Annotated in this window: 22 protein-coding genes and 2 pseudogenes; 4 read left to right on the top strand and 20 right to left on the bottom strand. The window is 65.6% G+C overall.

The annotated features are described in order from the left end of the window. Window positions 1-225: 225 nt before the first annotated feature. The 7 genes from ttdB to RMP09_RS17665 form a co-directional block, all read right to left on the bottom strand. Window positions 226-834, bottom strand: a complete 609-nt coding sequence (gene ttdB / locus RMP09_RS17695; RefSeq protein ID WP_226466571.1) for a L(+)-tartrate dehydratase subunit beta — start codon at window positions 832-834, stop codon at window positions 226-228. After that, window positions 831-1,730 carry a L(+)-tartrate dehydratase subunit alpha gene (gene ttdA / locus RMP09_RS17690; RefSeq protein WP_226466573.1) on the bottom strand — a complete coding sequence of 300 codons (900 nt, stop codon included), beginning with the start codon at window positions 1,728-1,730 and terminating at the stop codon, window positions 831-833. Before ttdA ends, ttdB begins: the two co-directional genes overlap by 4 nt. A gap of 29 nt (window positions 1,731-1,759) precedes the next feature. Further along, window positions 1,760-2,701: a tripartite tricarboxylate transporter substrate binding protein gene (locus tag RMP09_RS17685; RefSeq protein WP_310567305.1), complete on the bottom strand. Its 942-nt coding sequence runs from the start codon at window positions 2,699-2,701 to the stop codon at window positions 1,760-1,762. Window positions 2,702-2,867: 166 nt separating this feature from the next. Then, window positions 2,868-4,286 carry a pyruvate kinase gene (gene pyk, locus RMP09_RS17680; RefSeq protein ID WP_310567296.1) on the bottom strand — a complete coding sequence of 473 codons (1,419 nt, stop codon included), beginning with the start codon at window positions 4,284-4,286 and terminating at the stop codon, window positions 2,868-2,870. After that, entirely contained in the window at window positions 4,287-5,573 is a 1,287-nt protein-coding gene (locus tag RMP09_RS17675) for a glycerate kinase (protein WP_310567295.1), read from the bottom strand. Between the two features lie 20 nt (window positions 5,574-5,593). Then, window positions 5,594-6,934: a dicarboxylate/amino acid:cation symporter gene (locus RMP09_RS17670; protein WP_226466584.1), complete on the bottom strand. Its 1,341-nt coding sequence runs from the start codon at window positions 6,932-6,934 to the stop codon at window positions 5,594-5,596. A gap of 164 nt (window positions 6,935-7,098) precedes the next feature. After that, window positions 7,099-8,187, bottom strand: coding sequence for a tartrate dehydrogenase (locus RMP09_RS17665; protein ID WP_310567294.1), 1,089 nt, complete (start codon window positions 8,185-8,187; stop codon window positions 7,099-7,101). Window positions 8,188-8,301: 114 nt separating this feature from the next. Between RMP09_RS17665 and RMP09_RS17660 the strand changes: the two genes are divergently transcribed. After that, a complete protein-coding gene (locus tag RMP09_RS17660; RefSeq protein WP_310567293.1) occupies window positions 8,302-9,231 on the top strand; it encodes a LysR family transcriptional regulator in 930 nt (309 codons plus the stop codon). 83 nt (window positions 9,232-9,314) lie between these two features. Here RMP09_RS17660 and RMP09_RS17655 read toward each other — a convergent pair. The 11 genes and pseudogenes from RMP09_RS17655 to RMP09_RS17605 form a co-directional block, all read right to left on the bottom strand. Then, window positions 9,315-10,263 (bottom strand): annotated as a pseudogene (locus RMP09_RS17655) (IS5 family transposase). A gap of 47 nt (window positions 10,264-10,310) precedes the next feature. Beyond that, window positions 10,311-11,354, bottom strand: coding sequence for a TRAP transporter substrate-binding protein DctP (gene dctP / locus RMP09_RS17650; protein ID WP_310567292.1), 1,044 nt, complete (start codon window positions 11,352-11,354; stop codon window positions 10,311-10,313). A 34-nt stretch (window positions 11,355-11,388) separates the two neighbouring features. After that, the gene (locus RMP09_RS17645) at window positions 11,389-12,918 is read right to left on the bottom strand and encodes an aldehyde dehydrogenase (NADP(+)) (protein ID WP_310567291.1); all 1,530 of its coding nucleotides are present in this window, start codon (window positions 12,916-12,918) and stop codon (window positions 11,389-11,391) included. 12 nt (window positions 12,919-12,930) lie between these two features. Beyond that, window positions 12,931-14,487 (bottom strand): altronate dehydratase family protein, encoded by a 1,557-nt coding sequence (locus RMP09_RS17640; protein WP_310567290.1) that lies wholly within the window; start codon window positions 14,485-14,487, stop codon window positions 12,931-12,933. Between the two features lie 4 nt (window positions 14,488-14,491). Continuing rightward, on the bottom strand, window positions 14,492-15,697 hold the full coding sequence (locus tag RMP09_RS17635; protein ID WP_310567289.1) for a fumarylacetoacetate hydrolase family protein: 1,206 nt from the start codon (window positions 15,695-15,697) through the stop codon (window positions 14,492-14,494). 5 nt (window positions 15,698-15,702) lie between these two features. After that, a complete protein-coding gene (locus tag RMP09_RS17630; protein WP_310567288.1) occupies window positions 15,703-16,527 on the bottom strand; it encodes a transporter substrate-binding domain-containing protein in 825 nt (274 codons plus the stop codon). A 38-nt stretch (window positions 16,528-16,565) separates the two neighbouring features. After that, on the bottom strand, window positions 16,566-17,384 hold the full coding sequence (locus RMP09_RS17625; protein WP_310567287.1) for an amino acid ABC transporter ATP-binding protein: 819 nt from the start codon (window positions 17,382-17,384) through the stop codon (window positions 16,566-16,568). After that, window positions 17,368-18,018 carry an amino acid ABC transporter permease gene (locus tag RMP09_RS17620; RefSeq protein WP_310567286.1) on the bottom strand — a complete coding sequence of 217 codons (651 nt, stop codon included), beginning with the start codon at window positions 18,016-18,018 and terminating at the stop codon, window positions 17,368-17,370. Before RMP09_RS17620 ends, RMP09_RS17625 begins: the two co-directional genes overlap by 17 nt. Before the next feature lie 12 nt (window positions 18,019-18,030). Beyond that, complete coding sequence (locus RMP09_RS17615; protein WP_310567285.1) at window positions 18,031-18,714, bottom strand: amino acid ABC transporter permease; 684 nt, start codon at window positions 18,712-18,714, stop codon at window positions 18,031-18,033. Window positions 18,715-18,739: 25 nt separating this feature from the next. Continuing rightward, window positions 18,740-19,495: a FadR/GntR family transcriptional regulator gene (locus RMP09_RS17610; RefSeq protein WP_310567284.1), complete on the bottom strand. Its 756-nt coding sequence runs from the start codon at window positions 19,493-19,495 to the stop codon at window positions 18,740-18,742. 333 nt (window positions 19,496-19,828) lie between these two features. Then, window positions 19,829-19,975 (bottom strand): hypothetical protein, encoded by a 147-nt coding sequence (locus RMP09_RS17605; protein ID WP_310567283.1) that lies wholly within the window; start codon window positions 19,973-19,975, stop codon window positions 19,829-19,831. A gap of 380 nt (window positions 19,976-20,355) precedes the next feature. Between RMP09_RS17605 and RMP09_RS17600 the strand changes: the two genes are divergently transcribed. Further along, a complete protein-coding gene (locus RMP09_RS17600) occupies window positions 20,356-20,931 on the top strand; it encodes a hypothetical protein (protein ID WP_310567282.1) in 576 nt (191 codons plus the stop codon). Between the two features lie 16 nt (window positions 20,932-20,947). Then, the gene (locus RMP09_RS17595) at window positions 20,948-21,916 is read left to right on the top strand and encodes a relaxase/mobilization nuclease domain-containing protein (RefSeq protein WP_310567281.1); all 969 of its coding nucleotides are present in this window, start codon (window positions 20,948-20,950) and stop codon (window positions 21,914-21,916) included. Here the strand turns inward: RMP09_RS17595 and RMP09_RS17590 are convergent. Together RMP09_RS17590 and RMP09_RS24105 are read right to left on the bottom strand one after the other, a co-directional pair. After that, the gene (locus RMP09_RS17590) at window positions 21,898-22,593 is read right to left on the bottom strand and encodes a glutathione S-transferase C-terminal domain-containing protein (protein ID WP_310567280.1); all 696 of its coding nucleotides are present in this window, start codon (window positions 22,591-22,593) and stop codon (window positions 21,898-21,900) included. The genes RMP09_RS17595 and RMP09_RS17590 overlap by 19 nt on opposite strands. Before the next feature lie 89 nt (window positions 22,594-22,682). Further along, window positions 22,683-22,922, bottom strand: a pseudogene (locus RMP09_RS24105) (glutathione S-transferase N-terminal domain-containing protein); the annotation flags it as partial. Window positions 22,923-23,153: 231 nt separating this feature from the next. Here RMP09_RS24105 and RMP09_RS17585 point away from each other — a divergent pair. Further along, on the top strand, window positions 23,154-24,014 hold the full coding sequence (locus RMP09_RS17585; protein WP_310567279.1) for a branched-chain amino acid ABC transporter permease: 861 nt from the start codon (window positions 23,154-23,156) through the stop codon (window positions 24,012-24,014).

The raw sequence follows: 24,014 nt of genomic DNA, 5'->3' as shown, positions 1-24,014 counted from the left end.
ATAGCGAACGTTCAACTGGCAAGTTCGAGCGACAGCAGCCAGCCTGAAGCAGCCAGATCGTAGAGCCGCTTCGCAGCGGGAGCTGTCTGTTGAAGCCGAAGGGCGAGTGCACGATGTACGACGCTTTGCTGTCGTTCGGTTTGGCGCCTGATGAATAAAGATAGAAGCCGCAGTGCTTGGCACTGCGGCTTCAGGGCTGCAAGAAGAACTTTGAGGGGTGTCAGGTCACTTGATGAAGCGGACCTGCTGGTTGATGCGCTCCAGAATCGGCTTCTTCTTCTCATTGAAGACCGCCTTGTTTTCCTCGATCAGGTTCTTGCCCTTGGTGTCGATGGAGATGATCAGCGGGCCGAACTCCTTCACGCGGTTGACCCACAGGGTCTCGGGCATGCCCAGGTCGGTCCATTCCGCGGCCTCGATCTTCTCCACCTGCGTCGCAGCCAGCACGGCGCAGCCGCCGGGGAAGATGGCATGCACGGCCTTGTTCTCCAGGCAGCCCTGCTGTGTCTCGGGACCCATGCCGCCCTTGCCCACGATCAGCTTCACGCCGGTCTGTTCGATGAAGGCTTTCTCGAACTTCTCCATGCGCATGCTGGTGGTCGGGCCGATGGAGACCATCTCGTATTCGCCGTCGTCCTTCTTGCGCACGATGGGGCCGGCGTGGAAGATCGCGCCGCCTTTGAGCTGCACCGGCAGTTCGCGGCCCTGTTCGATCAGGCGGCGGTGCGCCACGTCGCGGCAGGTCACCAGCGTGCCGGTGAGGTAGACCACGTCGCCGATGTTGAGGGCTTCGAGGTCTTCGTCCTTGATGGGGGTGGTGAGGATTTTTTTCATGCTTGAAAACCCTGGTGCGAAATGACTTCGTGCGTCAGGTCGGCGTTGATCTTGATGCGGCCGCGGCGGTGCGCCCAGCAGCCGGTGGACACCGCGACGCCGATGGTGGACGGGTGGCGCGCGGACGATTCGATGTTCACGCCCATCACGCTGTTGTTGCCGGTCAGGCCTTGCGGGCCCAGGCCCAGTTCGTTCAAGCCATCGGCCAGCAGCTCCTCCATGAGGGCGGCCTTTTCATTCGGGTTGCTGGACGTGACGGGTCGCAGGATCGCCTTCTTGGACAGGCGCGCCGCCGTCTCGACCGAGGTGGACACGCCCACGCCGACCAGCAGCGGCGGGCAAGCATTGACACCACGCGAGGTGATCACGTCAAACACGAACTCGGCCACGCCTTCGTAGCCCTGGCCCGGCATCAGCACCGTGGCCTTGCCGGGCAACGTGCAGCCGCCGCCGGCCATGTAGACGTCGACGATCACGCTGTCTTCGTCAGGCACGATCTCCCAGTCCAGCCATGGAATCTTGCTACCAGTGTTGGTGCCGGTGTTCTTCTCTTCAAAGGTTTCCACCGCGTTGTGGCGCAACGGGCCCATGCGGGTGGCCCCGGCGGTGGCTTCTTGAAGGATGCCCTCCAACTCGCCCAGCAGCGGGAACTTGGCCCCGGCCGTGAGGAAGTACTGGATCACACCGGTGTCCTGGCAGCTGGGGCGGTCGAGCTTGTCGGCCGCTTCCTGGTTCTGCCGCATCGACTCGTAGACCTCTTTGGCGAGGAAGTTGACTTCCTTCTCACGCAGTTCGCCGAGCTTCTGGGTGACGTCGGTGGGCAGGCGCTTGCCGATGTGGGAGGTGAATTTCGCCAGCAGATCGGTCAGATCGGCGACAGCGGTGGCTTTGTCCACGGTGGGCTCCTGTGTGGGGGTGGGGGTGTTCACTCGATGACGACTTTGGCGTCTTTCACCAGCTTGCCGAACTTCTCGGTCTCGCTGGCGATCTGCTGCGCCATCTGGGCGCTGGTGTTGCCGATGGGTTCAGCGCCGATGTCGGCCATCTTGGCTTTGAACTCGGGCGACTGGATGATCTTGACCATCTCGGTATTCAGGCGCGCCACGATGTCCTTGGGCGTGGCCGCAGGGGCCAGCACGCCGAACCAGGTGCCGATGTTGAAGCCCTTGAGGCCGGCCTCTTCGAGCGTGGGCACGTCGGGCAGCGCGGCCGAGCGCTTGGCGGTGGTCACGGCCAGCGGACGCAGCTTGCCGGCCTTGATGTGCGGCAGCACCGGCGTGATGGTGTCAAAGCTCATCAGGATCTGACCGCCCAGCAGGTCGGTCGAGAGTGGGCCGCTGCCTTTGTAGGGGATGTGGATCACATCGGTGCTGGTGAGGTTCTGAAACTGCGTACCGATCAGGTGCTGCGCCGTGCCGTTGCCGTTGGAGCCGAAGGCGTATTTACCCGGGGCGGGCTTGATCATGGCCAGCAGTTCGGCCACGTTTTTGGCGGGTGTGCTGGCGTTCACCACCAGCACGTTGGGCACCAGGGCCACGGTAGTGACGGGGGCGAGGTCTTTCGAGAAGTCGTAGGGCAGCTTCTTGTAGACGGCGGGGGCGATGGTGTGGTGCACCGCGCCCATGAGCAAGGTGTGGCCGTCGGGCTTGGCCTTGGCCACGTAGTCGGCGCCGATGGTGGCGCCCGCTCCCGGCTTGCTTTCCACAATGACCGGCTGGCCCAGCGCCTGCGAGAGCTTGTCGGCCAGCGCGCGGGCCAGCACGTCGGTGGTGCCGCCGGCTGCAAAGGGCACGATCAGGCTGACCGGCTTGCTGGGGAAGGCTTGCGCCATGGCGCTGCCGCCGGACACGGCAAGGGTCAAGGCCATCGCTTGCACAACGCGGCGACGGGAAAAGGTTTGAATGGCTTTCATGCTTGTCTCCAAAAATGGCGCGGGATGCGCTCTGGTGAACCGAACTGTAGGAGTCCGGCGACATGCCGAATCACCCAAAAAGTGAATCCGGCGTGAACTTCAAATCAACAATCAACGGAATTCAATCCACCTGTGCGATGCGCAGCAGGTTGGTGCTGCCCGGGGTGCCGAAGGGCACACCCGCAGCGATCACCAGCGTCTGACCCGGAACCGCAAAGCCCAGGGTCTTGGCGGTGTCCACGGCCAGGCGGGTCATGCCGTCCACGTCGGGCACATCGGGGCTGAGCACGGGCTGAACACCCCACACCAGTGCCAGGCGGCGCGCGGTGCTGTCCCGAGGCGTGATGCCCAGGATGCTGGCGCGCGGGCGCTCGCGCGCCATGCGCAAAGCCGAAGAGCCGGAGCTGGTGTAGGCCACCAGGGCGGCCACATCGAGCAGGCCGGCCACTGAGCGCGCGGCCCAGCCGATGGCGTCGGCCGTGTTGGCCGCGGGCGGTGTGTGCGAGGCGTCGATGGCCTCGCGGTACTGCGGGTCGGCCTCGGTCTGGGCAATGATGCGGTCCATCATCGCCACCGATTCCACTGGGTATTTCCCAGACGCCGATTCGGCCGACAGCATCACGGCGTCTGCGCCGTCGTAGATGGCGGTGGCCACGTCGGAGGCTTCGGCACGCGTGGGCACCGGCGCGCTGACCATCGACTCCAGCATCTGCGTCGCCACGATCACCGGCAGGCCGCGCTGGCGGCAGGCGCGCACGATGCGCTTCTGGATCGCGGGCACCTGCTCGGCTGGCATCTCCACGCCCAGGTCGCCGCGCGCCACCATCACCGCGTCGGTCACGTCGAGGATCGCGTCCAGGCTGTGGATGGCGGCGGGTTTCTCCAGCTTGGCAACGATGCCAGCACGGCCCTGCACGATGGCCTTCACCTCTTCGATGTCGGCCGCGCGCTGCACGAACGAGAGCGCGATCCAGTCCACGCCCAGGCTGAGACCGAAGTCCAGGTCGGCGCGGTCCTTGGCCGTCAGGGCCGAGAGCGGCAGCACCACGCCCGGCACGTTCACGCCCTTGCGGTCCGAGAGCGGGCCGCCGTTGAGCACGCGTGTCTCGGCAAAGTCCGGCCCGCAGCGCTCCACCACCAGGCGCAACCGGCCGTCGTCGAGCAGCAGCTCGGCGCCGGATTGCAGCGCGGCAAAGATCTCGGGGTGCGGCAGGGGCGCGCGGGTCGCGTCGCCCGGTGTGGATCGGTCCAGGTCGAGACGGAAGGACTCGCCCTCCACCAGCGTCACCGGTCCGTTCGCAAAGGTGCCGACGCGCAGCTTGGGGCCTTGCAGATCCAGCAGCACGCCAATGGGACGGCCCAGGTCGGTTTCGATGCTGCGGATCAGTTCCAGGCGCTGCTGGTGGTCGGCGTGCGTGCCGTGACTGAAGTTGAGGCGGAACACGTCAGCCCCGGCCTTCACCAGGGCTTCGATGGTGGCGCGGTCGGCGCTGGCGGGGCCCAGCGTGGCGACGATCTTGGCGTTGCAGGGGCGGTTCATTCAGGGGGCCTCGGTTGGGGGGCCGTCGATGACGATGGCCCGAAAGTCGTTCACATTGGTCAGGGTCGGGCCGGTGATCACCGCGTCGCCCAGCGCTTCAAAGAAGCCGTGGCCGTCGTTCGCGTCCAGCCGTTCGCGCGGGTTCAGGCCCAGCGCCCAGGCGCGGTCCAGCGTGTCGGGCCCGATCAGGGCACCGGCGATCTCTTCCTGGCCGTCCACACCGTCGGTGTCCCCGGCCAGCGCGTGGATGCCGGGCTCGCCTCGCAGCGCCACGGCAAGGGCCAGGAGGAACTCGACGTTGCGGCCGCCGCGCCCCTGGCCTTTCAGCGTGACCGTGGTCTCGCCGCCCGAGAGCAGCACGCAGGGCCCCAGGAAAGGCTGGCCCCGACGGGCGGTCTGCAGCGCGATGCCGGCCAGCGCCTTGGCCACGTCGCGCGCTTCGCCTTCGATGGCATCACCCAGGATGTGGGCATGCAAGCCCGCTTGTCGAGCGACAGCGGCTGCGGCCTCCAGCGCTCTCTGCGGCGTGGCGATGAAGTGGGTGTCGATGAGCGGCAGGCGCAGATCGCCGGGCTTGAGCGATTCGCCGTCACCGCTTTCCAGCCAGGCCAGCGCGGTCGGCGGCACGCGGATGCGGTAGCGCCGCAGGATGGCGAGTGCATCGGCGCAAGTGGTCGGGTCGGGCACGGTGGGGCCTGAGGCGATGTCGATCGGGTCGTCGCCCGGCACATCGGAGAGCAACAGGTTGAGCACACGCGCCGGGTGGCAGGCGGCGGCCAGGCGACCGCCCTGGATGGCCGAAAGGTGGCGCCGCACACAGTTCATCTCGGTGATGCTGGCGCCGCTGGCAAGCAGGGCCTGGTTCAGCGCCTGCAGGTCCGCCAGCGTGAGCCCTGGCAGCGGCAACGGCAACAGCGCCGATCCACCGCCAGAGATAAGGCACAGCACCAGGTCGTCCGCACCAAGACCTTGAACCGTCTGCAGCAGCCGAGCGGCCGCTTTTTCACCTGCCGCATCGGGCACCGGGTGCGCCGCCTCAACGATCTCGATGCGCTCGCAGGGCACGGCGTAGCCGTAGCGCGTGACCACCAGACCGGACAACGGGCCAGGCCAGTGCTGCTCCACCGCGCGCGCCATGGCGGCCGACGCCTTGCCCGCGCCGATCACCACCAGCCGGCCTTTGGGCGCCGGGGGCAGCAACGGCGGCACGCACAGCGCGGGCTGAGCGGCGGCGATGGCGGCGTCGAACATGCGACGCAGCAACCGCTGGGTATCGGTCGGTTTCATGGCGTGTACCCGATACCGGTTCAAACGCCCGCTGATACGACGGGCTTGAGCACGGTGCTGGCTGGCGGAGCGTCTCCCTCGTACAGCCCGTGCAGGTCTTCAGGATCGGTCTTGCCGTCGAGCACCTGCTCCAGGCGCTCTCGGTCCACCGAGCCGACCCAACGGGCGATGGCCACGGTGCCGACGGCGTTGCCGATGGTGTTGGTGATGGCACGGGCTTCCGACATGAAGCGGTCCACCCCCAGCAACAGCACCATGCCGGCGACCGGGATCTTGCCCATCGACGCCAGCGTGGCCGCCAGCGTGATGAAGCCCGATCCGGTCACACCCGCAGAGCCTTTCGAGGTCAGCAGCAGCACGCCGAGCACCACCAGCTGGTCGGTCAGCGTCAATGGTGTGTTGGTGGCCTGGGCAATGAAGATCGCCGCCATCGTGTAGTAGATGCACTGGCCGTCGGGATTGAAGGTCAGCCCGGACGGCACCACCAGGCCGACCACCGGTTTGGAGACACCCGCGTTCTCCAGCTTGCGCATGAGCTGCGGCACCACCGATTCGGACGAACTGGTACCCAGCACGGTGAACAGCTCGTCCTTGATGTACTTCAGGAATTTCCAGAGGCTGAAGCCCGAGAGACGCGCGATGCCGCCGAGCACGATGGTCACGAACAAGAAGCAGGTGATGTACATCGTGCCCATCAGCTTGCCCAGTGAGACCACCGATCCCAGCCCGTACTTGCCGACGGTGAACGCCATGGCGCCAAAGGCGGCGATGGGCGCCAGCCGCATGATCATGCCGACGATGGAAAACACGCCGTGGGTGAACGAGTCGAGCAGGTCCACCACAGGCCTGGCGCGTGGTCCGATGTGCGAGAGCGCCACGCCAAAGAAGGTTGCGAAGACCAGGATCTGCAGGATGTCGTTCTTGGCGAGCGCGTCCACGATGCTGGTGGGCACCAGATGGAGCATGAAGTCCACAAAGCCAGCGGGCTTGGTGGAGGTGGCCGTGTAGTTGGCGATGGCCGTGGTGTCGAGCTGGGCCGCGTCGATGTTCATGCCCTCGCCGGGGCGCACCAGGTTCACAACCACCAGGCCCAGCACCAGCGCAAACGTGGAGAGCACTTCAAAGTAGATCAGGGCGCGCACACCGACGCGGCCCAGTTCCTTCATGTTCTCCATGCGCGCAATGCCCAGCACCACCGTGGCAAAGATGATGGGCGCAAACACCATCTTGATGAGCTTGATGAACACGTCGCCCAGGGGCTTGAGGTCGCTGCCAAGCTGGGGCCAGAAGAAGCCCAGCGCCACACCGGCGAACACGCCGATCAGGACCTGGACGTAGAGTTTTCCGAAGAAGCGGCGCATGGCGGAACTCCTGAGTGAGGGACGGACGCAAAAAAGGCCTCGCGCCAGTGCGAGATGACTGGCTCGGAATGGAGCGGGCGCCGGACGCGCCGCTGGGACGGAATGAAGAACCAACGCGCAAGACCGGGCAGCTGCCGGCCTTGCGTGTTCAGCCTGTCAGCAGATCAGGCGGCTTTGCGCAGTGCGCTGGCGTTGAGCAGGTCGCACACCGCCTGCGTGACCTGGGCCGTGGTGGCCTTGCCACCCAGGTCGCCGGTGTGCAACGCGGGGTTGGCGGTGACCTGTTCGATGGCGCTCATCAGGCGCTTGGCAGCGTCGAATTCGCCCAGGTGTTCGAGCAGCATCACGCAGCTCCAGAAGGTGCCGACCGGGTTGGCCAGGCCCTTGCCCATGATGTCAAACGCCGAGCCATGGATGGGCTCGAACATGCTGGGGTAGCGGCGCTCGGGGTCGATGTTGGCCGTGGGCGCAATGCCCAGGCTGCCGGCCAGCGCAGCAGCCAGGTCGCTCAGGATGTCGGCGTGCAGGTTGGTGGCGACGATGGTGTCCAGCGTGGCCGGACGGTTCACCATGCGGGCGGTGGCCGCATCCACAATTTCCTTGTCCCACTTCACGTCCGGGAACTCCTGCGAGATCTGCACGGCGATCTCGTCCCACATCACCATGGCGTGGCGCTGTGCGTTGCTCTTGGTGATCACGGTGAGTTGCTTGCGCGGGCGGCTCTGCGCCAGCTTGAACGCAAAGCGCATCACGCGCTCCACGCCGGCGCGGGTCATCATGGTCACGTCGGTGGCGGCTTCGATCGGGTGCCCTTGGTGCACGCGGCCGCCCACGCCGGAGTATTCGCCTTCGGAGTTTTCGCGCACGATGACCCAGTTCAGGTCTTCGGGCTTGCAGCGCTTGAGCGGCGCGTCGATGCCGGGCAGGATGCGCGTGGGTCGCACGTTGGCGTACTGGTCGAAGCCCTGGCAGATTTTGAGGCGCAAGCCCCAGAGCGTGATGTGGTCCGGAATGTCCGGATCGCCGGCCGAGCCAAACAGGATGGCGTCCTTGTTGCGCAACGGCTCCAGCCCGTCGGCTGGCATCATCACCCCGTGCTGACGGTAGTAGTCACCGCCCCAGTCGAAGTTTTCAAATTCGAAGCGCAAGCCGCTGCTGGAAGCAGCGATGGCTTCCAGAACTTGCTGGCCAGCGGGCACGACTTCTTTGCCGATGCCGTCTCCGGGAATGGTCGCGATGGCGTAGGTCTTCATGGCTTGTCTCCTTGTTTGGACGGGAACGATGGCGCAACTGTAGGTGGGTTCCGGCGTGCTGATTCAGGGCTATAGTGAATGCATTGTTCACCTTGATTCAACAGTGGAGCACCCATGAGCAACCCTGTTCAGCCCGCCGATCTCGGCTTTTTCTCGGTGCTGGCCAGTGCTGGCAGCCTCAGCGACGCCGCACGCGAACTGGGCATCACCACCCCGGCGGTCAGCAAGCACCTGGCACAGATGGAAGCACGTGTGGGGGTGTCGCTGGTCAACCGCACCACGCGGCGCATGGGCCTCACGCCCGAGGGCGAGCTGTACCTGGAGCACGCGCGCCGCATCCTGGGCGAGATCCAGGACCTGGGTGAGCTGCTGGGTGCCGCCAAGTCCAGCCCGCAGGGCCTACTGCGCGTGAACGCCACGCTGGGTTTCGGCCGCAGCCACATCGCACCGCTGATCTCGCGCTTCGCACGCCAGAACCCCGGTGTGGACGTGCAACTGCAGCTCTCCGTCAACCCGCCTCCGCTGACGGACGACGCGTTCGACGTCTGTATCCGCTTCGGCGCGCCGCCCGACGCGCGCGTGATCGCGCGCCACATCGCACCCAACCGGCGCCTGCTCTGCGCTTCACCGGCTTACCTGAAGCAACATGGCACGCCGCGCACGCCGCACGAACTGGCACGGTACAACTGCATCGGCATCCGCCAGGGCGAAGAGGCCTACGGTACCTGGCGGCTGACTCATGGCCGCGGTAAACAGGCGGTGACTGAGACGGTCAAGACACGCGGCAGCCTGACCACCAACGACGGCGAGATTGCGGTCAACTGGGCACTGGACGGTCACGGCATCCTGATGCGTGCCGAATGGGACATCCAGCGTTACCTGAAGAGCGGCCGGCTGGTACAGGTGCTCCCGCAGTGCTTCACGCCCGACGCCGACATCTACGCGGTGTACCCGCAGCGCCACCAGATGGCCGCGCGTGTGCGGGCCTTTGTGGATTTTGTCGCTACGGCGTTCTCGCAGCCGGCCGGCCAGGCCACCAACTGAGTGAATCGCCCCTCATATGTTCAACAAACGGCTTTGTTGCACAAGTCGGAAGGCAGACGAGATTACCCCAGCCCCAGACGCAGCTATGCCATGGCACCCACGGGCACCGTGCTCGGGCGCCCGAGCTGGGTGAAGCGGTTGAGCAGAGCCACACGCACATGCAACTCCACCACCTGACGCTCAAACGTGCGCGCCATCACCCGCTGGCCCAGGCGTTTGAAGCAGTGCATCTTGGTCTCCACCAGACTTCTGCGGTGATAGCCGCTCCACTTCTTCCAGATGCTGCGCCCCAATCTGTCACAGGCTCGCAGCGCTTCGTTGCGCGCATGCGCTCCCACCAGGGTCGCCTTCCACGTCTGGGCGTTCTTGCGCGGGGGGGATCACCGCCTGCGCATTTCGCTGGGCAATCGCCGCATGGCACGCCTTGGTGTCGTAGGCACCGTCCCCACTGACGCTGGCAATCGGCTCATCGGGTGGTATCTGCTCCAGCAACTCGAGCAGCATGGGCGCATCGCCCACGCTGTTGTCGGTCACCTCGATGGCCCGGATCTCCAACGTGTGGGCATCAATACCCAGGTGCACCTTGCGCCACTGGCGCCGGTACTCGGCCCCGTGCTTCTTGCGTTTCCATTCGCCTTCGCCAAGGAACTGAATGCCGGTGCTGTCCACCAGCAGTTCCAGTGCGGTGGTACTGGCTCGGTAGGGCAGTTGTACCTGCAAAGTCTTCTGGCGTCGGCACACGGTGCTGTAGTCGGGCACCCGCCAGTCCAGGCCTGCCAGATGCAGCAGGCTTTCAACCATGCCCAGGCTTTGACGCAGGGCCAGACCGAACAGGCACTTGATGCCCAGACAGAACTGGATGGCTGCGTTGGAGAAGATGTGCTGGCGCCCGCGTTTGCCGCTGGATGGGGCGTACCACTGCATGCCTTTGTCCAGCCAGATTGTCAGCGACCCTCGGGCTTTGAGCGCGGCGTTGTACTCTGCCCAGTTGGTGGTCTTGTAGCGGGCCTTGGACCCCTTCGGTTCACTCATGTCTCGAGGCTACCAGCTCAGCGGACTGGCTTTGTGCAACAAAGCCACTACCTCGCCTCAGACCGAGCCTGGGCGCCCTTGTCGGCTTTCGTCAAGGGTGGTTCTCCCACCGGCGGCGTGACGTTGCGCGCGATTGCCTGGATACGTTCGTAGTCCTGCTGCGTCGCGCCCAGGTCGGACGGCATGACGCGTTTCAGCGCCGCCTCCCTGAACGCCTTGCGATCCACGCTGCGCAGCTGCATTCCCAGCCGGCGCAACTCGGCTTCCATCAGCAACTCGTTGGAGATCGTTTGCACGTTGACCCACGTGGCCGCCTTGCGGATCGCCGCCTCCACCACTTTCTGATCGGCCGGTGTCAACGCTTTCCATGCGGCGCCGGAAAGCGTGATCGATACCAGGTCGTGGATATGCCCTGTCAGGAAGGCGAATTTCTGCACCTCGTAGAACTTCTTCGCGTAGATCGTGGGCAGTGGGTTTTCCTGCGCGTCGACCTCGCCGTTCTTGAGCGCTTCGTACACCTTGGCAAACGGAATGGGCGTCACCTGGGCCTGCATCGCCTGGCCGAACAGCTTGTATGCCGGCGCGCCGGGCACCCGCAATTTGAGGCCGGCCATATCCTGCGGCCCGGTGATCGAGCGGTTCGAGGTGACATGGCGGGCGCCGTAGTACACGGCGCCGATCATGTGATTGCCGGTGGCCTTTTCGTAGCCGTCCAGCTGTTCCTGGAAAAAGCCGCTGGCCAGATAGCGCCGCACATGGTCGATGTCCTGGAACACGAACGGGAAGCCGGAAACCGCCAATCCAGGATAGTCCTTGCTCGCATGGGTCATGCCTAGATAGGCGATGTGGATTTCGCCGCTCTTGAGTTTGGCAGGGAGTGTTTCCTCCCCACCCGCCTTGCTCGCGGGAATGACTTCCAGCCGCACGCGTCCCTGGGTTAGCCGGGCGATTTCGTCACCCGCCTGCACGGCCTGCAGGTGATAGGGTTCGCCCGCTTCATATACGTGGGCCCACTTGAGCACTTGGGTCTGGGCGATCGCCGCGACGCACGCGAAGGTAGACAACGCAAACAGGAATATTCTTTTCTTCATTCTCTGTCTCCCTCCGAAAAATGCGATGCCGGCTTCAGGCGGGCAGCAATGACGCCGGAAAATCCTGGTAGCACACCGGCCTGAGGAAGCGGTCGATGGACCGGCTGCCTACCGAAGTCGAGCGAACGTCGGAAGTGGCGGGGAATGGCCCACCGTGAACCATCGCATGAGCCACTTCGACGCCGGTCGGAAAGCCGTTGACCAGCAAGCGCCCGGCCTTGCGCTCCAGGATGGCAAGCAGCTGCCTGGCCGCTTCGTTATCCACCCCATCGAGTTGCAGCGTGGCGGTGAGTTGGCCGTCCAGGTGTTCGGCCAGCTCGCGCATCTGCGCGAGGTCGCGGCAGCGCACGAGCAGGGAACACGGCCCGAAAACCTCGTCGTGCAATGCCGGCGTAGCCAGAAATGTTGCGGCTTCGGTCTGGAAGACGGCCGCCTGTGCGGCGCAGGTGCCAGCAGAGCCCTGCCCTTCGCCCACCCGAGCGACGCCGGTCATCGCGGCCAACCGATCCACGCCCGCGCGATAGGCCTTATGGATTCCCGTGTTGAGCATTGTCGCCGCGGGCCGCTGTGCCAGCGCCTCTGCAACGGCCGCGCTGAATCGGTCCCATTCGGGACCGCCGACGCCAACCACCAGGCCGGGATTGGTGCAGAACTGCCCGGCTCCCATCAACAGCGAATCGACGAAACCGCTTGCGATCGCATCGCCTCGAGCCGCCAGCGCGTTCGGGAACGCGAACACCGGGTTGATCGCACTCATCTCGGCATACACCGGGATCGGCTGCGGCCGCCGCTGCGCCAGCCGGCACAGCGCCAAGCCGCCGGCCCGCGAGCCGGTGAAGGCTACCGCCTGCACGGCCGGATGCGACACCAGCCGCTCGCCGACGTCGTGGCCGGGCCCAGCCAGCATCGAGAACACGCCCAAAGGGAGATCGCAAGCCGCGGCGGCGGCCTGGAGGACCCGCGCCACCCACTCGGAAGTGCCCGGATGGGAAGGATGGGCCTTGACAATCACCGGACAGCCGGCGGCCAGCGCCGCAGCCGTATCGCCCCCCGCTACCGAGAACGCCAGCGGGAAGTTGCTCGCGCCGAACACCGCCACTGGTCCCAGCGGGATCATGCGCATGCACAGCTCGGGCCGGCGCGCCGGCTGGCGATCGGGCAAGGCACTGTCCACGACGACGGGTTGCCACAGGCCCGTGCGCGCGATTTCGGCAAACAGCCGCAACTGGGCGGTCGTGCGGGCGCGCTCGCCCTCCAGCCGCGCGCGCGGCAGGCCCGTTTCGGCCATCGCGCGTTCTATCAGCGTGTCGCCCAGCGCTTCGATGCCGGCCGCGATTCGCTCCAGGAAGACCGTCCGCTGCTCGCCGGTCGTTTGCCGGTAGGGATCGAAGGCTTGCTGCGCGAGCGCGGCGGCGTGGTCGACGTCTTCCGGCGCGGCGGCGCTGAATGCAGGTTCCAGCGTGCGCCCGCTCGCGGGGTCGACGGCATGGAAGGCGGCAGGAATTCCGGCCAGGCTGCGCTGGCCGATCAGCAGTTGCCCGTCGAGGTGCAAAGGGGAGTTCATTCGTGATTTCGTTCAGGTGATCGCGCCGAGTTGCCACGGCACGAATTCGTTCTGGCCATAGCCGTGCAGTTCGCTTTTCGTGCGTTCGCCCGAAGCGACACGCAGGATGGCCTGGAAGATCTGCTCGCCCATCTCGTCGACCGACACCTCGCCGTCGGCGATACCGCCGCAGTTGATGTCCATGTCGGCGGCCTGGCGCTGCCACAGCGCACTGTTGGTGGCGAGCTTGACCGATGGGGCCGGTGCGCAGCCATAGGCCGAACCCCGCCCGGTGGTGAAGCAGATCAGGTTGGCTCCGCCGGCCACCTGTCCGGTGGCACTGACCGGGTCGTAGCCAGGCGTGTCCATGAAGACCAGCCCGCGGCTGCGCACCGGCTGCGCGTACTCCAGCACATCGACGAGGTTGGTGCTGCCGCCCTTGGCGACTGCGCCCAGCGACTTCTCCAGGATGGTCGTGAGCCCGCCGGCCTTGTTGCCCGCCGAGGGATTGTTGTTGAGGTCCGCCCCCATGCGGCGGCAGTAGTCCTCCCACCAGCGGATGCGTGCCAGCAGCTTGTCCGCCACGGCCGGGCTTTGCGCGCGCCGCGTGAGCAGGTGCTCGGCGCCGTAGATTTCCGGCGTCTCGGACAGGATGGCGGTGCCGCCGTGGCGCACCAGCCGATCCATCGCTGCGCCCAGCGCCGGATTCGCCGTCATGCCCGAATAGCTGTCGGAGCCGCCGCATTGCAAGCCCACCACCAGGTGGCTGGCCGGCACTTCGACACGCTCGATGGCATTCGCCCGCGGCAGCAGATTGCGCACCGCCTGCACGCCCCGCTCCACCGCCAATGCGGTGCCGCCGGATTCCTGGATCGTGAAGGTCTGAAGCGCCGGGCCGGCCTGCAGGCCCTCGGCCTCGATCCAGCCCGCAATCTGGTTGGTTTCGCAGCCCAGCCCGATCACGAGCACGGCCGCGAAGTTGGCATGCAGCGCATACCCGGCCAAGGTGCGGCGCAGCACGCGCAGCCCTTCGCCTTCGGCATCGATGGCGCAGCCCGCGCCGTGGGTCAGCGCCACCACGCCATCGACGTGAGGGAAATCCGCCAGCTCTTGCGGGTGGATGTCGCGACGGAACCGGTCGGCAATGGCGCGCGCCACCGTGGCCGAGCAATTCACCGACGTCAGTACGCCGATGTAGTTGCGCGTGGCCACGCGGCCGTCAGGGCGCACGATGCCGAGAAAACGGGCCGGGTTTTGCGCCGGCACTGTTTCGCGTGCGTCAGTCGCGGCCGCGGCATCGCGCTCGAATGCACCCATGGCCAGGTTGTGTACGTGCACGTGCTGGCCGGGGCGGATCGGCTGCGAGGCGAAACCGATGATCTGACCGTATCGCCGCACCGGGTCGCCGGCCGCGATGTGGCGCACCGCCACCTTGTGGCCCCGGGGCACCAGGCCCGCCACGCGCACCTGCTCGCCCGGCAGCAAGGTGCCGGACACCAGTTGGCCGCGCGCGATCACGACGTCGTCGTCCGCATGCAGGCGAATGGTGAATTGCGCTGCCGCCGCCGCTGCGGCTGTTTCTGCTGGCATCACCCTACAGTTCTCCCTGCGCCAGCAGGCCGCGCGCCGCGAGGTTGTTGATGAACGCACGCAGCCCGAATCGCCAGGGCGCAGCGCGCTCGCTGTGGGTCACGCGGTTGCACAGCTCGCCCAGGCGGGCGCTGCGGATGGACACACGGTCGCCCAGCTTATGGGTGAAACCCCCGCCGGGCTGATCGCGGTCCTGCGTCGGCGCGAACAACGTGCCCAGGAACAGCATGAAGCCGTCCGGATACTGGTGCGCGGCCATCGCCTGGTCCACCAGGTCCTGCGGATCGCGGCTGATGCGGCCCATGGAGTTGGTGCCCAGCAGTTCGAATCCCTCAGCATCGTCCACGCGCAGATGCACTGTTTCGCGCCGGACATCGTCCAGGCCGAAGGTCTCGTCGAACAGCCGGATGAACGGGCCAATCGCGCAGGAAGCGTTGTTGTCCTTGGCCTTGCCCAGCAGCAGCGCGCTGCGGCCCTCGATGTCGCGCAGGTTGACGTCGTTGCCCAGGCTGGCACCCACGATGCGGCCCCGGCTGTCGACGGCCAGAACCACCTCCGGCTCCGGGTTGTTCCATGAGGAGTCGGCGCGGATGCCGATCTCGCTGCCCGTGCCGACCGCGGCCAGGACCGGCGCCTTGGTGAACACCTCGGCGTCGGGGCCGATGCCCACCTCCAGGTACTGGGACCACAGGCCCTGGCGCTGCAGTACTCCCTTCAGCGCCTGCGCCTGGGCCGAGCCCGGCCGCACCGCCGCGAGGTCGGCGCCGATCTGGGCTTGCACCTGGGCGCGCACTTCCTGGGCCCGCGCGGCGTCGCCACCCGCCTGCTCTTCGATCACCCGTTCGATCAGGCTGGCGGCGAAGGTCACGCCGGCCGCCTTGATCACTTGCAGGTCGCACGGCGCCAGGAAGAAGGCGCGCTCTGGATCGCGCGCCGCCTCGTCGCTGTTGGCCAGCACCTCTTGCAGGCTGCCCAGACGTTCGCCGGCCACTGCACGCACCCTGCTCGCCGGATCGGCCGCCTCGAGCAGCGTGCTCATGGTGGGAATTTGCGCCGAGAGATCGTAGACACCATCGGCGCGCACCGCCGCCACCGATGGCCCCGGCAGCGCCCCCGGGCGCCAGACCCGTGCCACCAGCGTGCCCGCGCAACCATCATCGGGCAGGCAGCGCTGGGCCTCGAGGGCGAGGCTCGTCTTGCTGTTGTTCACGGCGGTCACAGTGCGATGGCGCGGGCTTCATCCGCAAGCTTCTTCATGTCGGGCAGTTGCAAGCCCATCCACTTCGAGTAAATCTTGTTGAGCTCGCCGTTGGCGGCGTTCTTCTCGACCCAGCCGTTGATCCACTTGGCCAGCTCGACTTCGCTCTTGCGCATGCCGATGGCGAGCGGCTGGACCTTGACCACGAACTTGATCTCGAGGTTCTTGGCGGGGTTGCGCGAAGCCAGTGTCTGCACCGTCGTGGACGGGGTGGCGATGGCATCCACCTGGCCGGCGATCAGCGCGGTGTTGGCGGTGGCGTCGTCCTCGTAGCGCACCAGCGTGGCGCCCTTGGGTGCCGACTTGGTCAGCTCCAGGTCCTGCAGGTTGCCGCGCACGACGGCGATGCGCTTGCCCACCAGGTCGTCCATCTTGGCGATGGCCACGCCTTTGGGCGCGCCCACCACCAGCTGGTTGACGCTGTAAGGCGCCGAGAAGAGAACGACCTTGGCACGTTCGGGCGTGACGCTGAAGGAGGAGATGACGATGTCGGCCTTGTTGGTCATGAGGAAAGGAATCCGGTTCGGACCGCTGACCTGCACGATTTCCATTTCGACGCCCATGTCCTTGGCCAATGCGCGGGCCACGTCCACGTCCGAACCCTGCGGCTGCATGGCGGCGTCGGTCATGCCGAAGGGCGGCACGCTGAGGTCGATGGCGACCAGCAATTTCTTGCGCGCCTGGATGTCCTTGAGGGTGTCGGCCGCGGCGGCGAAACCGGTGGCGGCCAGAGCTAGCGCCAATGCGCCCTGGGCAAGAATTCGGCGGTTGATACGGATCATGATGTGGGGTTCCTTTCGGTTGGGATAAGAAGTGCGGCTCACAGGCCGCTGCTGATGAATTGGGCGAACTCGGCCGTGCGCGGCCGGTTGAAGAGTTCCTCGGGCGGACCCATCTCCCACACCCGCCCCTGGTGCATGAAGATCACGACATCCGCCAGCCGGCGGGCGAAGGCCATCTCGTGGGTGACCAGCACCATGGTCATGCCTTGGCGCGACAGGTCTTCCATCACCTTCAGCACTTCGCCCGTCAGTTCCGGATCCAGCGCGGAAGTGACTTCGTCGAACAGCATCAGCTGGGGAGCCAGCGCCAGTGAACGCGCGATCGCGACCCGCTGCGACTGGCCGCCGGAGAGCTGCTCGGGATAGCTGGCTGCCTTGTCCTGCAATCCGACCAGCGCAAGAACGCGCTGGGCGATGGACGTGGCCTCGGCGCGGGCCAGCTTTTTCACCGAGGTCAGCGCGAGGGTGATGTTGCGCTCCACCGTCAGGTGGGGAAACAGGTTGTAGCCCTGGAAGACAATGCCCACGTCACGCCGCAGCTCGCGCAGCGCGAGCTTGTCCCGCGCCCCGATATCGTGGCCGCACACGCGCAGCTCGCCACCTTCGATGCTTTCCAAGGCATTCATGCAACGCAGGAGGGTGCTTTTGCCGGAGCCGCTGCGGCCGACGATGGCCACCATCTGGCCGCGCTCGATTTCCAGCGAAACACCGTCCAGCACCTTGGCGGTACCGAAACGCTTGACCAGGTTCCTGACCGAGACCAGCGGTCCGGCAGCGGCAGTGCCGGCACGGGTATTCGGCAACACGGCCGGCGCGTGACGCGCACCGGCGGGCGCAAGCTTATTGGCGACCAACATTCAATTTCCTTTCGAAGTGACGGCTGGCCAGCGAAAGCGGATAGCACAGCGCGAAGTACATGAGGGCGATGACGCAGAACACGGTGAAGGGCTGGAACGTCGAGTTGTTGACCACCTGGCCGGCCCGCGACAGTTCCAGGAAGCCGATCACCGAGGCCAGCGAGGTGTTCTTCACCACCTGGACCATGAAGCCCACGGTGGGCGCAACGGCGATGCGCCCGGCCTGGGGCAACACCACATGGAAATACTGGCTGAAGCGGTTCAGGCCCAGGCACTCGGCGGCTTCCCACTGCGTGCGCGCCACGGCCTGGATGCAGCCGCGCCAGATCTCGCCCAGGAAGGCGCCGGTGTACAGCGTGAGCGAGAGAGCGGCCGCCAGCAGCGGCGGGACGTTGATGCCGGCGATGCTGATGCCGAAGTACGACAGGAACAGCAGCACCAGCAGCGGCGTGCCCTGCACCACCTGGATGTAGGCCGAAGCGGCCTTGCGCAGGAACGAAATCTTCGACACCCGCGCCAGGGCCAGGGCCAGGCCCAGCGTGGCGCCACCGAGAAAAGCCAGCAGGGAGAGCAGCACCGTCCATTGGGCGGCCACGGCGAGGTAGCCGACATGCGTCAGCGAAAACGAATTCACGGGAAAGACTCCTTACAGCGAAGTGCCGAGGCGGCGGCGCCGCACGAAGACGATCCGGCCGACGGCCCAGAAGGCGCCCCGGAACAGGAAGGACAGCGCCAGATAGACCAGCGCGACGACGATGTAGACCTCGAAACTGCGGAAGGTCTCGGATTGCAGCAGGTTGGCGGCTGCGGTCAATTCCTCGGCCGAGATCTGCGAGGTGACGCTGGAGGCCAGCATCAGCAGCACGAACTGGCTGGAGAGGGCCGGATAGACCCGCTCCACCGCCGGCAACAGCACCACATGCCAATACACCTGCAGCCGCGACAGGCCCAGGCATTCGCCCGCCTCCACCTGGCTGCGCGCCACCGACTCGATGCCCGCGCGCAGTATTTCGGTGGAGTAGGCGCCGATGTTGATGGTCAGGGCCAGCGCCGCGCACAGTTCCGCCGAGATCTGAAACCCCAGGCTCGACAGACCGAAGTACACGAGGAAGATCTGCACCAGCAAGGGCGTGTTGCGGATGGCCTCCACATAGCCGCCGACCAGACGGCGCATCGCGGGCGTCCCGTTGGTGCGGGCCAAGGCGCAAACCGCCCCAAGGACGAACCCGAGCACGATGGCGATCGTGGCGAGCTGGATGGTCAGCCAGGCGCCGTGCAGGAAGCGCGGCCAGGTGGTCGCGAGAAAGGAGAAGTCGAATTGGTACTGCATTGGGATTGTTTGGAGATGCCGGCGTTCATGACCAGGCGGTGGTACCTGTGGCACGGGGGCGCTGCTCGGCCGAGGCGGGCACGTTCGCCAGCTCCCAGCCGCGCTCCAGCGCTGCGCGCACGGTATCGAGGTGCTTCGCCATGGCGGCACGGGCGCCCTCGGCGTCGCGCTGCTCGATGGCGACCACCAGCTTGCGGTGCTCCTCGATCGCCTCGGCATGGCGCTGCGGGCTGTCGAAGTGCTCGTCGAGCTTGCGGAACATCGCGCTATAGCGGAAGTTCCACAGCTGGTGCACCAGGTGGACCAGAGCGCTGTTGCCCGAAGCTTCGGCGATGCGAAGGTGGAACAAGGCATCGGCGTTGAGCCCGACGCCACTGGCGCTGACCTCTTCGGCCATCAACTGCAGCGTTTCGCGGATGCGCGCATGGTCCTTGGCACTGCCGTCGCGCGCGGCCAGGGCGGCGGTTTCGCATTCCACCAGATAGCGCGCGGACAGCACTTCGAACGGACCCGGCTCGCCCAGCAGCGCGGTTTGAGAGTTTGCCGCGGGAGCGGCGTTCACGAAAACGCCCAATCCGACGCGCACATCCACCAAGCCGTCGATCTCCAGCGCGATCAGCGCCTCTCGTATCGAGGCACGGCTGACATTGAATTGCTGCGCAAGCTCACGCTCGGATGGCAAGCGGTCGCCGGGCTTGAACTCGCCGCGGCGAACCAGTTCCGCAACCTGATCGGCGATCTGGCGATAGAGACGCTGCGAGCTAACCGCTTGAATGGGCATGTTTTTGGTCTGTCTGGATATCAGGTGGTCAGGCCACCGAACAGGCGAGAGAATACTGAGGTTCCGGTGCTTCAAGCCCCAGTGTTTACCCTGAGACAGGAACAGTGCTGAGGGGCTTTTATCTGCGAGACCGGTCATCGAACGGCAAGTTCAATGACCGGTTTTGGAGATCGCGAACGTTCGAAACGCTGATATGTACGTCCGGACTCAGCCTTCAAGCGACCTTCGATTTTTCAAGTTCGGCTGTGCAGCGACAGCCGTGGGTGGACGCGGGCAGGGAGGCTCACTGCGACAGGACCACCGGCCTATGTCGAGGAGGCCAGATAAAGAGTGTCACCGCAGCAACACCAGCCACAAGAAGGCCAAGATCCGGCTGGCCACTTCGCGCTGCACAGTTGCATTGCTGACGTGCACACCAGAGGAAGCCAGCGCCAGACGAATGGCCTCGAAGTTGTAGCCCTGGGCACGCAGCGCTCGCATCTCGGTCGCAAAGCGCCGAGCTTTGCGCGAGCTCCGGCCGGGCGCTTCGTTCGGGACCAGTTTTATCGCGTCATTTCTATTCATTTTTCGTGCAGCAGTTGATCGGTTGCTGTTCAGTTTGTGCAGTGCCTGTGCGCTAGCTGTTCAACCTGTGCAGTTGCTGAGCACTTTCTGTTCAGTCGTGTGATGGGTGCCTTGCGTTGACACCCATCTTCGACCCTCCTACAGCCCTTTCACGTGCTGGATTTACGCCCAAATCCAGCACGTCAGGGTGCTCGATCCAGGGGCAGACTGTCTGCATGGAGCAGTGCAGAGATAGGCGGCCCGCCGCCGATTTCACAAACCACTCGCTTCGCTCTCGTTTGAACTTTGGGGGACCCATGAAGACTCGCAACCCCGACTTCATCACAGTCGACATGCGCGGCCTCAAGACCGCGCTGGTGAGTTGCGCTCAGGCCCGCCGGGAGAGCGTGTCGGTGCTGGTTCGACGCGCTGTGGCCCGTGAACTCGGACAGTCCGAGTCTGTCCCTCAGTTGGTCGTCGATACCGGGTGCCTTGGCGCGTCGCATGTGCCCCGGGTCAAGTTGTCAATCAGATTGACAACCCCCGAGGCCAAGCGGCTGGTGGTCGGTGCGCACACCGCACAGATGTCGCGTGATGCCTACCTGGCGGGTTTGATCATGGGTGTTCCTGCCCTGACCACAGGCGCAAGCCGCACCGTAGAAATCGTTGAACTCATCAAGTCCAACGCGAAGCTCTCCAGCCTCAGCCGGAACATCCACACCCTCTCGCGCCTGCTCGCCCAGAGCAACGTGAAAAAAGCAGTGGCCTACCGCGACATGCTCGACACGCTGGACGGAGACGTCCGGCGTCACCTCGCCCAGGCGGCGGCCCTGATGGCCGATCTGCGCCCGCGTGGGTCATCCACAGAGACCATCCGCCGGTCCAACCGGTGACGTCAAGGAGAACGCCATGAGCCAAGCGCCGGACATCGATGGGGTGATCGTTCAGTGGGGTGATCGCCTGTTCTACCCGGGCAACCGGGTGGTCAAGGTGAGGCCGCAACCCAGGCTGGGTGATGGAGGCATGCACCAGCGCGCGGACGCCATCCGCAAGCGGATTGAATCCACCGTGGTGAAGCGGGCGCCTCAGGTCATGGTCAAGGTCACCGGGGGAGGGCGGGGCATGCTGGCCATTGCGGCCCACTTCCGGTACATCAGCAAGAACGGCCGTCTCGGCATGGAGAACGAGCAGGGCGAAGTCCTGCAAGGACTGTCGGCTGTCTACGAGCTGAGCGACGAGTGGCGCTACGGCGGCAGCCTGATCGCAGACGAAGGACACCGGCGCGAGGCCTTCAACATCATGTTGTCCATGCCACGCGGCACGGACCCACGGATCGTCCAGCAGGCGGCGAGCGAGTTTGCAAAGACCGAGCTGGCCAACCACAAGTACGTGATGGTGCTGCACGATCACCAGGCGAACCCGCATGTGCACCTCAGCGTACGGGCTGAGTCGATCTACGGCAAACGACTCAACCCGCGCAAGGCCGATCTGCAACGGTGGCGCGAGACCTTTGCCGAGAAACTGCGTGGTTACGGGGTGGAGGCCGATGCCACCCGGCAGGCCACCCGGTTTCAGACCAGGAATGCGGAAGCACTGTGGCGGTTGAAGGCCAGGGAGGACGGGCGGTTGCGGAAAGCCAGACCAGAGGACAAGAGCAGCCCGAAATCGCGGACCACCCGTACAGAGGCGCTGCGTGCCTGGTTGCACATTGGCCAGGCTCTGGCCAAGTCGCCGGATGTCAACGATGTGAAGCTGGCTGGGGCGATTGTTTTGTTCCTGCAGGGATCATCCCTTCCGGTCGGGCTGTCCAGGATGCCGCCAGACCGCACACAACTGACGCGAATGGGAGCGGTTGTTGATCATGAGGTCAGGCGATGATGGTCTGCCTTGCTCAGGCTGGCGAGATGGTCTCGAACGCGCTGCAGCATCCACAGGCTGTAGGGGCGCACGATGCGCTCGCCGGTGCAGCCCTCCAGCGTGAAGCGGTGTTGTCCCAGCGTGCGCGGCAGCGGCTGGCCCGGGTGGTCGGTCATCCATTGCCGGACCAGGTGCGCGCTGTCCACCAAGACTGGCAACTGTTCGCGGGCCATGCGTCGCAGCACCGGTTTGAGCGTCTCGGGAATGGCGTCGTCGGGCAGTAGCTCGCCGTGCAAACCGCTTGGCCGGAACTGCAGCTGCTCGACCCAGCGCGCCACATGGGGCGCCAGGCGCCGCATCAGCTCGCCGGACGCCGGGTCGCGCCAGAGGTGGGCGTACAGCGGTCCGATGAGGCCGAAGTCGCCCAGGGTGGCGGCGGCGCCGAGCAGGGCAGGGTGCTGCGCCAAGTGGGTATCCAGCTCCTTGAGCAGCTGTTCATAGCTCGCCTCCACAGCGGCCTCCATGTCGGGCGTGGCGCCCAGCAACTCGGCTGCCGCAGCGAAGGGGGCCGCGCGGCGGGCGCCGATGAGCAGTTGTTCTTCTGGCGTGGCTTGTGGCGCATTGAGTGCGCCAAACTGCGCCACCGCCAGTCCCGGTTGTGGTGCCAGCGGTAGTGCATGGCCGGTATGACCAGCCACTCGTCGCCATAGGTCTCCAGCATCAGGCTCACCAGTTTCTGTACCGGCCCTGCGGGGTGGACCGACGGCACACCGCCGCGTTCCGCGTGGCGGGCGTCAAGCGTTTCGATGATCTCGGTGCTGTCCTGCAGCAGCGTGCCTTCGGGCGTTCGCACGACGGGAACGACGGCCGCTCCGACGCCGGGCACGATGACCTGCCGGTACACCTCGGCGTCCGAGAGCACTTCTTCAAATGGCAAACCGGCCCAGCGCAGGTACGCGCGCACCTTGCCGGTGAAGTAGCTCAGTTCGGAGCCGTAGAGCAGGTATGGCGAGGCGCAGCTTGTCATGGTGATGTGGGTTGGGGCGGTGAACGGGTTTGCTGTGCAGAACCATGAAGCATCGGATGGGGTGTCCAACATGTCTTGAACGCGCGTGACAAGGGATTTTTTTGCTGTCACACAGGTGATGTTGGCAGGGTTTTCCCCTTGCTTTTAGTTCCACTCTGCAGGATATAGTGCCAAAAACGCGCTCGGCATCAACCGCCAGGCACCCCATCAACTCCTGAAAGTGCTCGCAACGTGGAAATCTTTTTTCAGCAGGTGCTCAACGGGCTGACGCTCGGTGGCATCTACAGCCTGGTGGCACTGGGGCTGACCCTGGTCTACGGCATCCTGCATGTGCCGAACTTCGCGCACGGCGCCTTCTACATGGTCGGTGCCTTCATCGCCTACACGCTGATGACCCGGCTGGAAGTCAACTACTGGCTGGCCATGCTGGGCGCGGCGGCGGTGGTGGCGGTGCTGGCCGCGCTGGCCGAGCGGCTGGTGTTCCACCCGCTGCGCAACGAGACCGGGTTGCACCCGATGATCGCAGCCATCGGCCTGCTGCTGTTCCTGGAGGCGGGCGTGCAGGTGGTCTGGGGTCCGGACTTCCTGCGCATGCCCACGCCCTACACCGGCATCTTCGACATCGGTGGCGTGACCGCCCCGGCGCAGCGGCTGCTCATCATTGCCGCGGCCTTCACGCTGATGCTGGCGCTGCACCTGTTCCTGACGCGCACCGTGATGGGCTCGACCATCATCGCCATGGCGCAGAACCGAGAAGGTGCGTCGCTGGTGGGCATCGACGCCAACCGCGTGGCCATGCTGACCTTTGCGGTTTCGGGCGTGCTGGCGGCGTTCGCTGCCACGCTGTACGCGCCGATCAACCTGGTCTACCCGGCCATGGGCCACCTGGTGATCACCAAGGCGTTCGTGATCATCATCCTGGGCGGCATGGGCAGTGTGCCCGGCGCCATCCTGGGCGGGCTGATCATCGGTTTTGCCGAGTCCTTCGGCGCTTTTTATGTGTCCGACCACTACAAGGACATCATCGCCTTCGTCGCGCTGGTGGTGATCCTGTCGTTCCGTCCGCAGGGCATCTTCAAGGGAGCCCACTGA

Origin of the sequence: Hydrogenophaga sp. (assembly GCF_031426985.1) — a bacterium.
Lineage (GTDB): Bacteria > Pseudomonadota > Gammaproteobacteria > Burkholderiales > Burkholderiaceae_C > Hydrogenophaga.
Note: the sequence above shows the minus strand (reverse complement) of the source record. Positions and strands in the feature narration are given on the sequence as shown.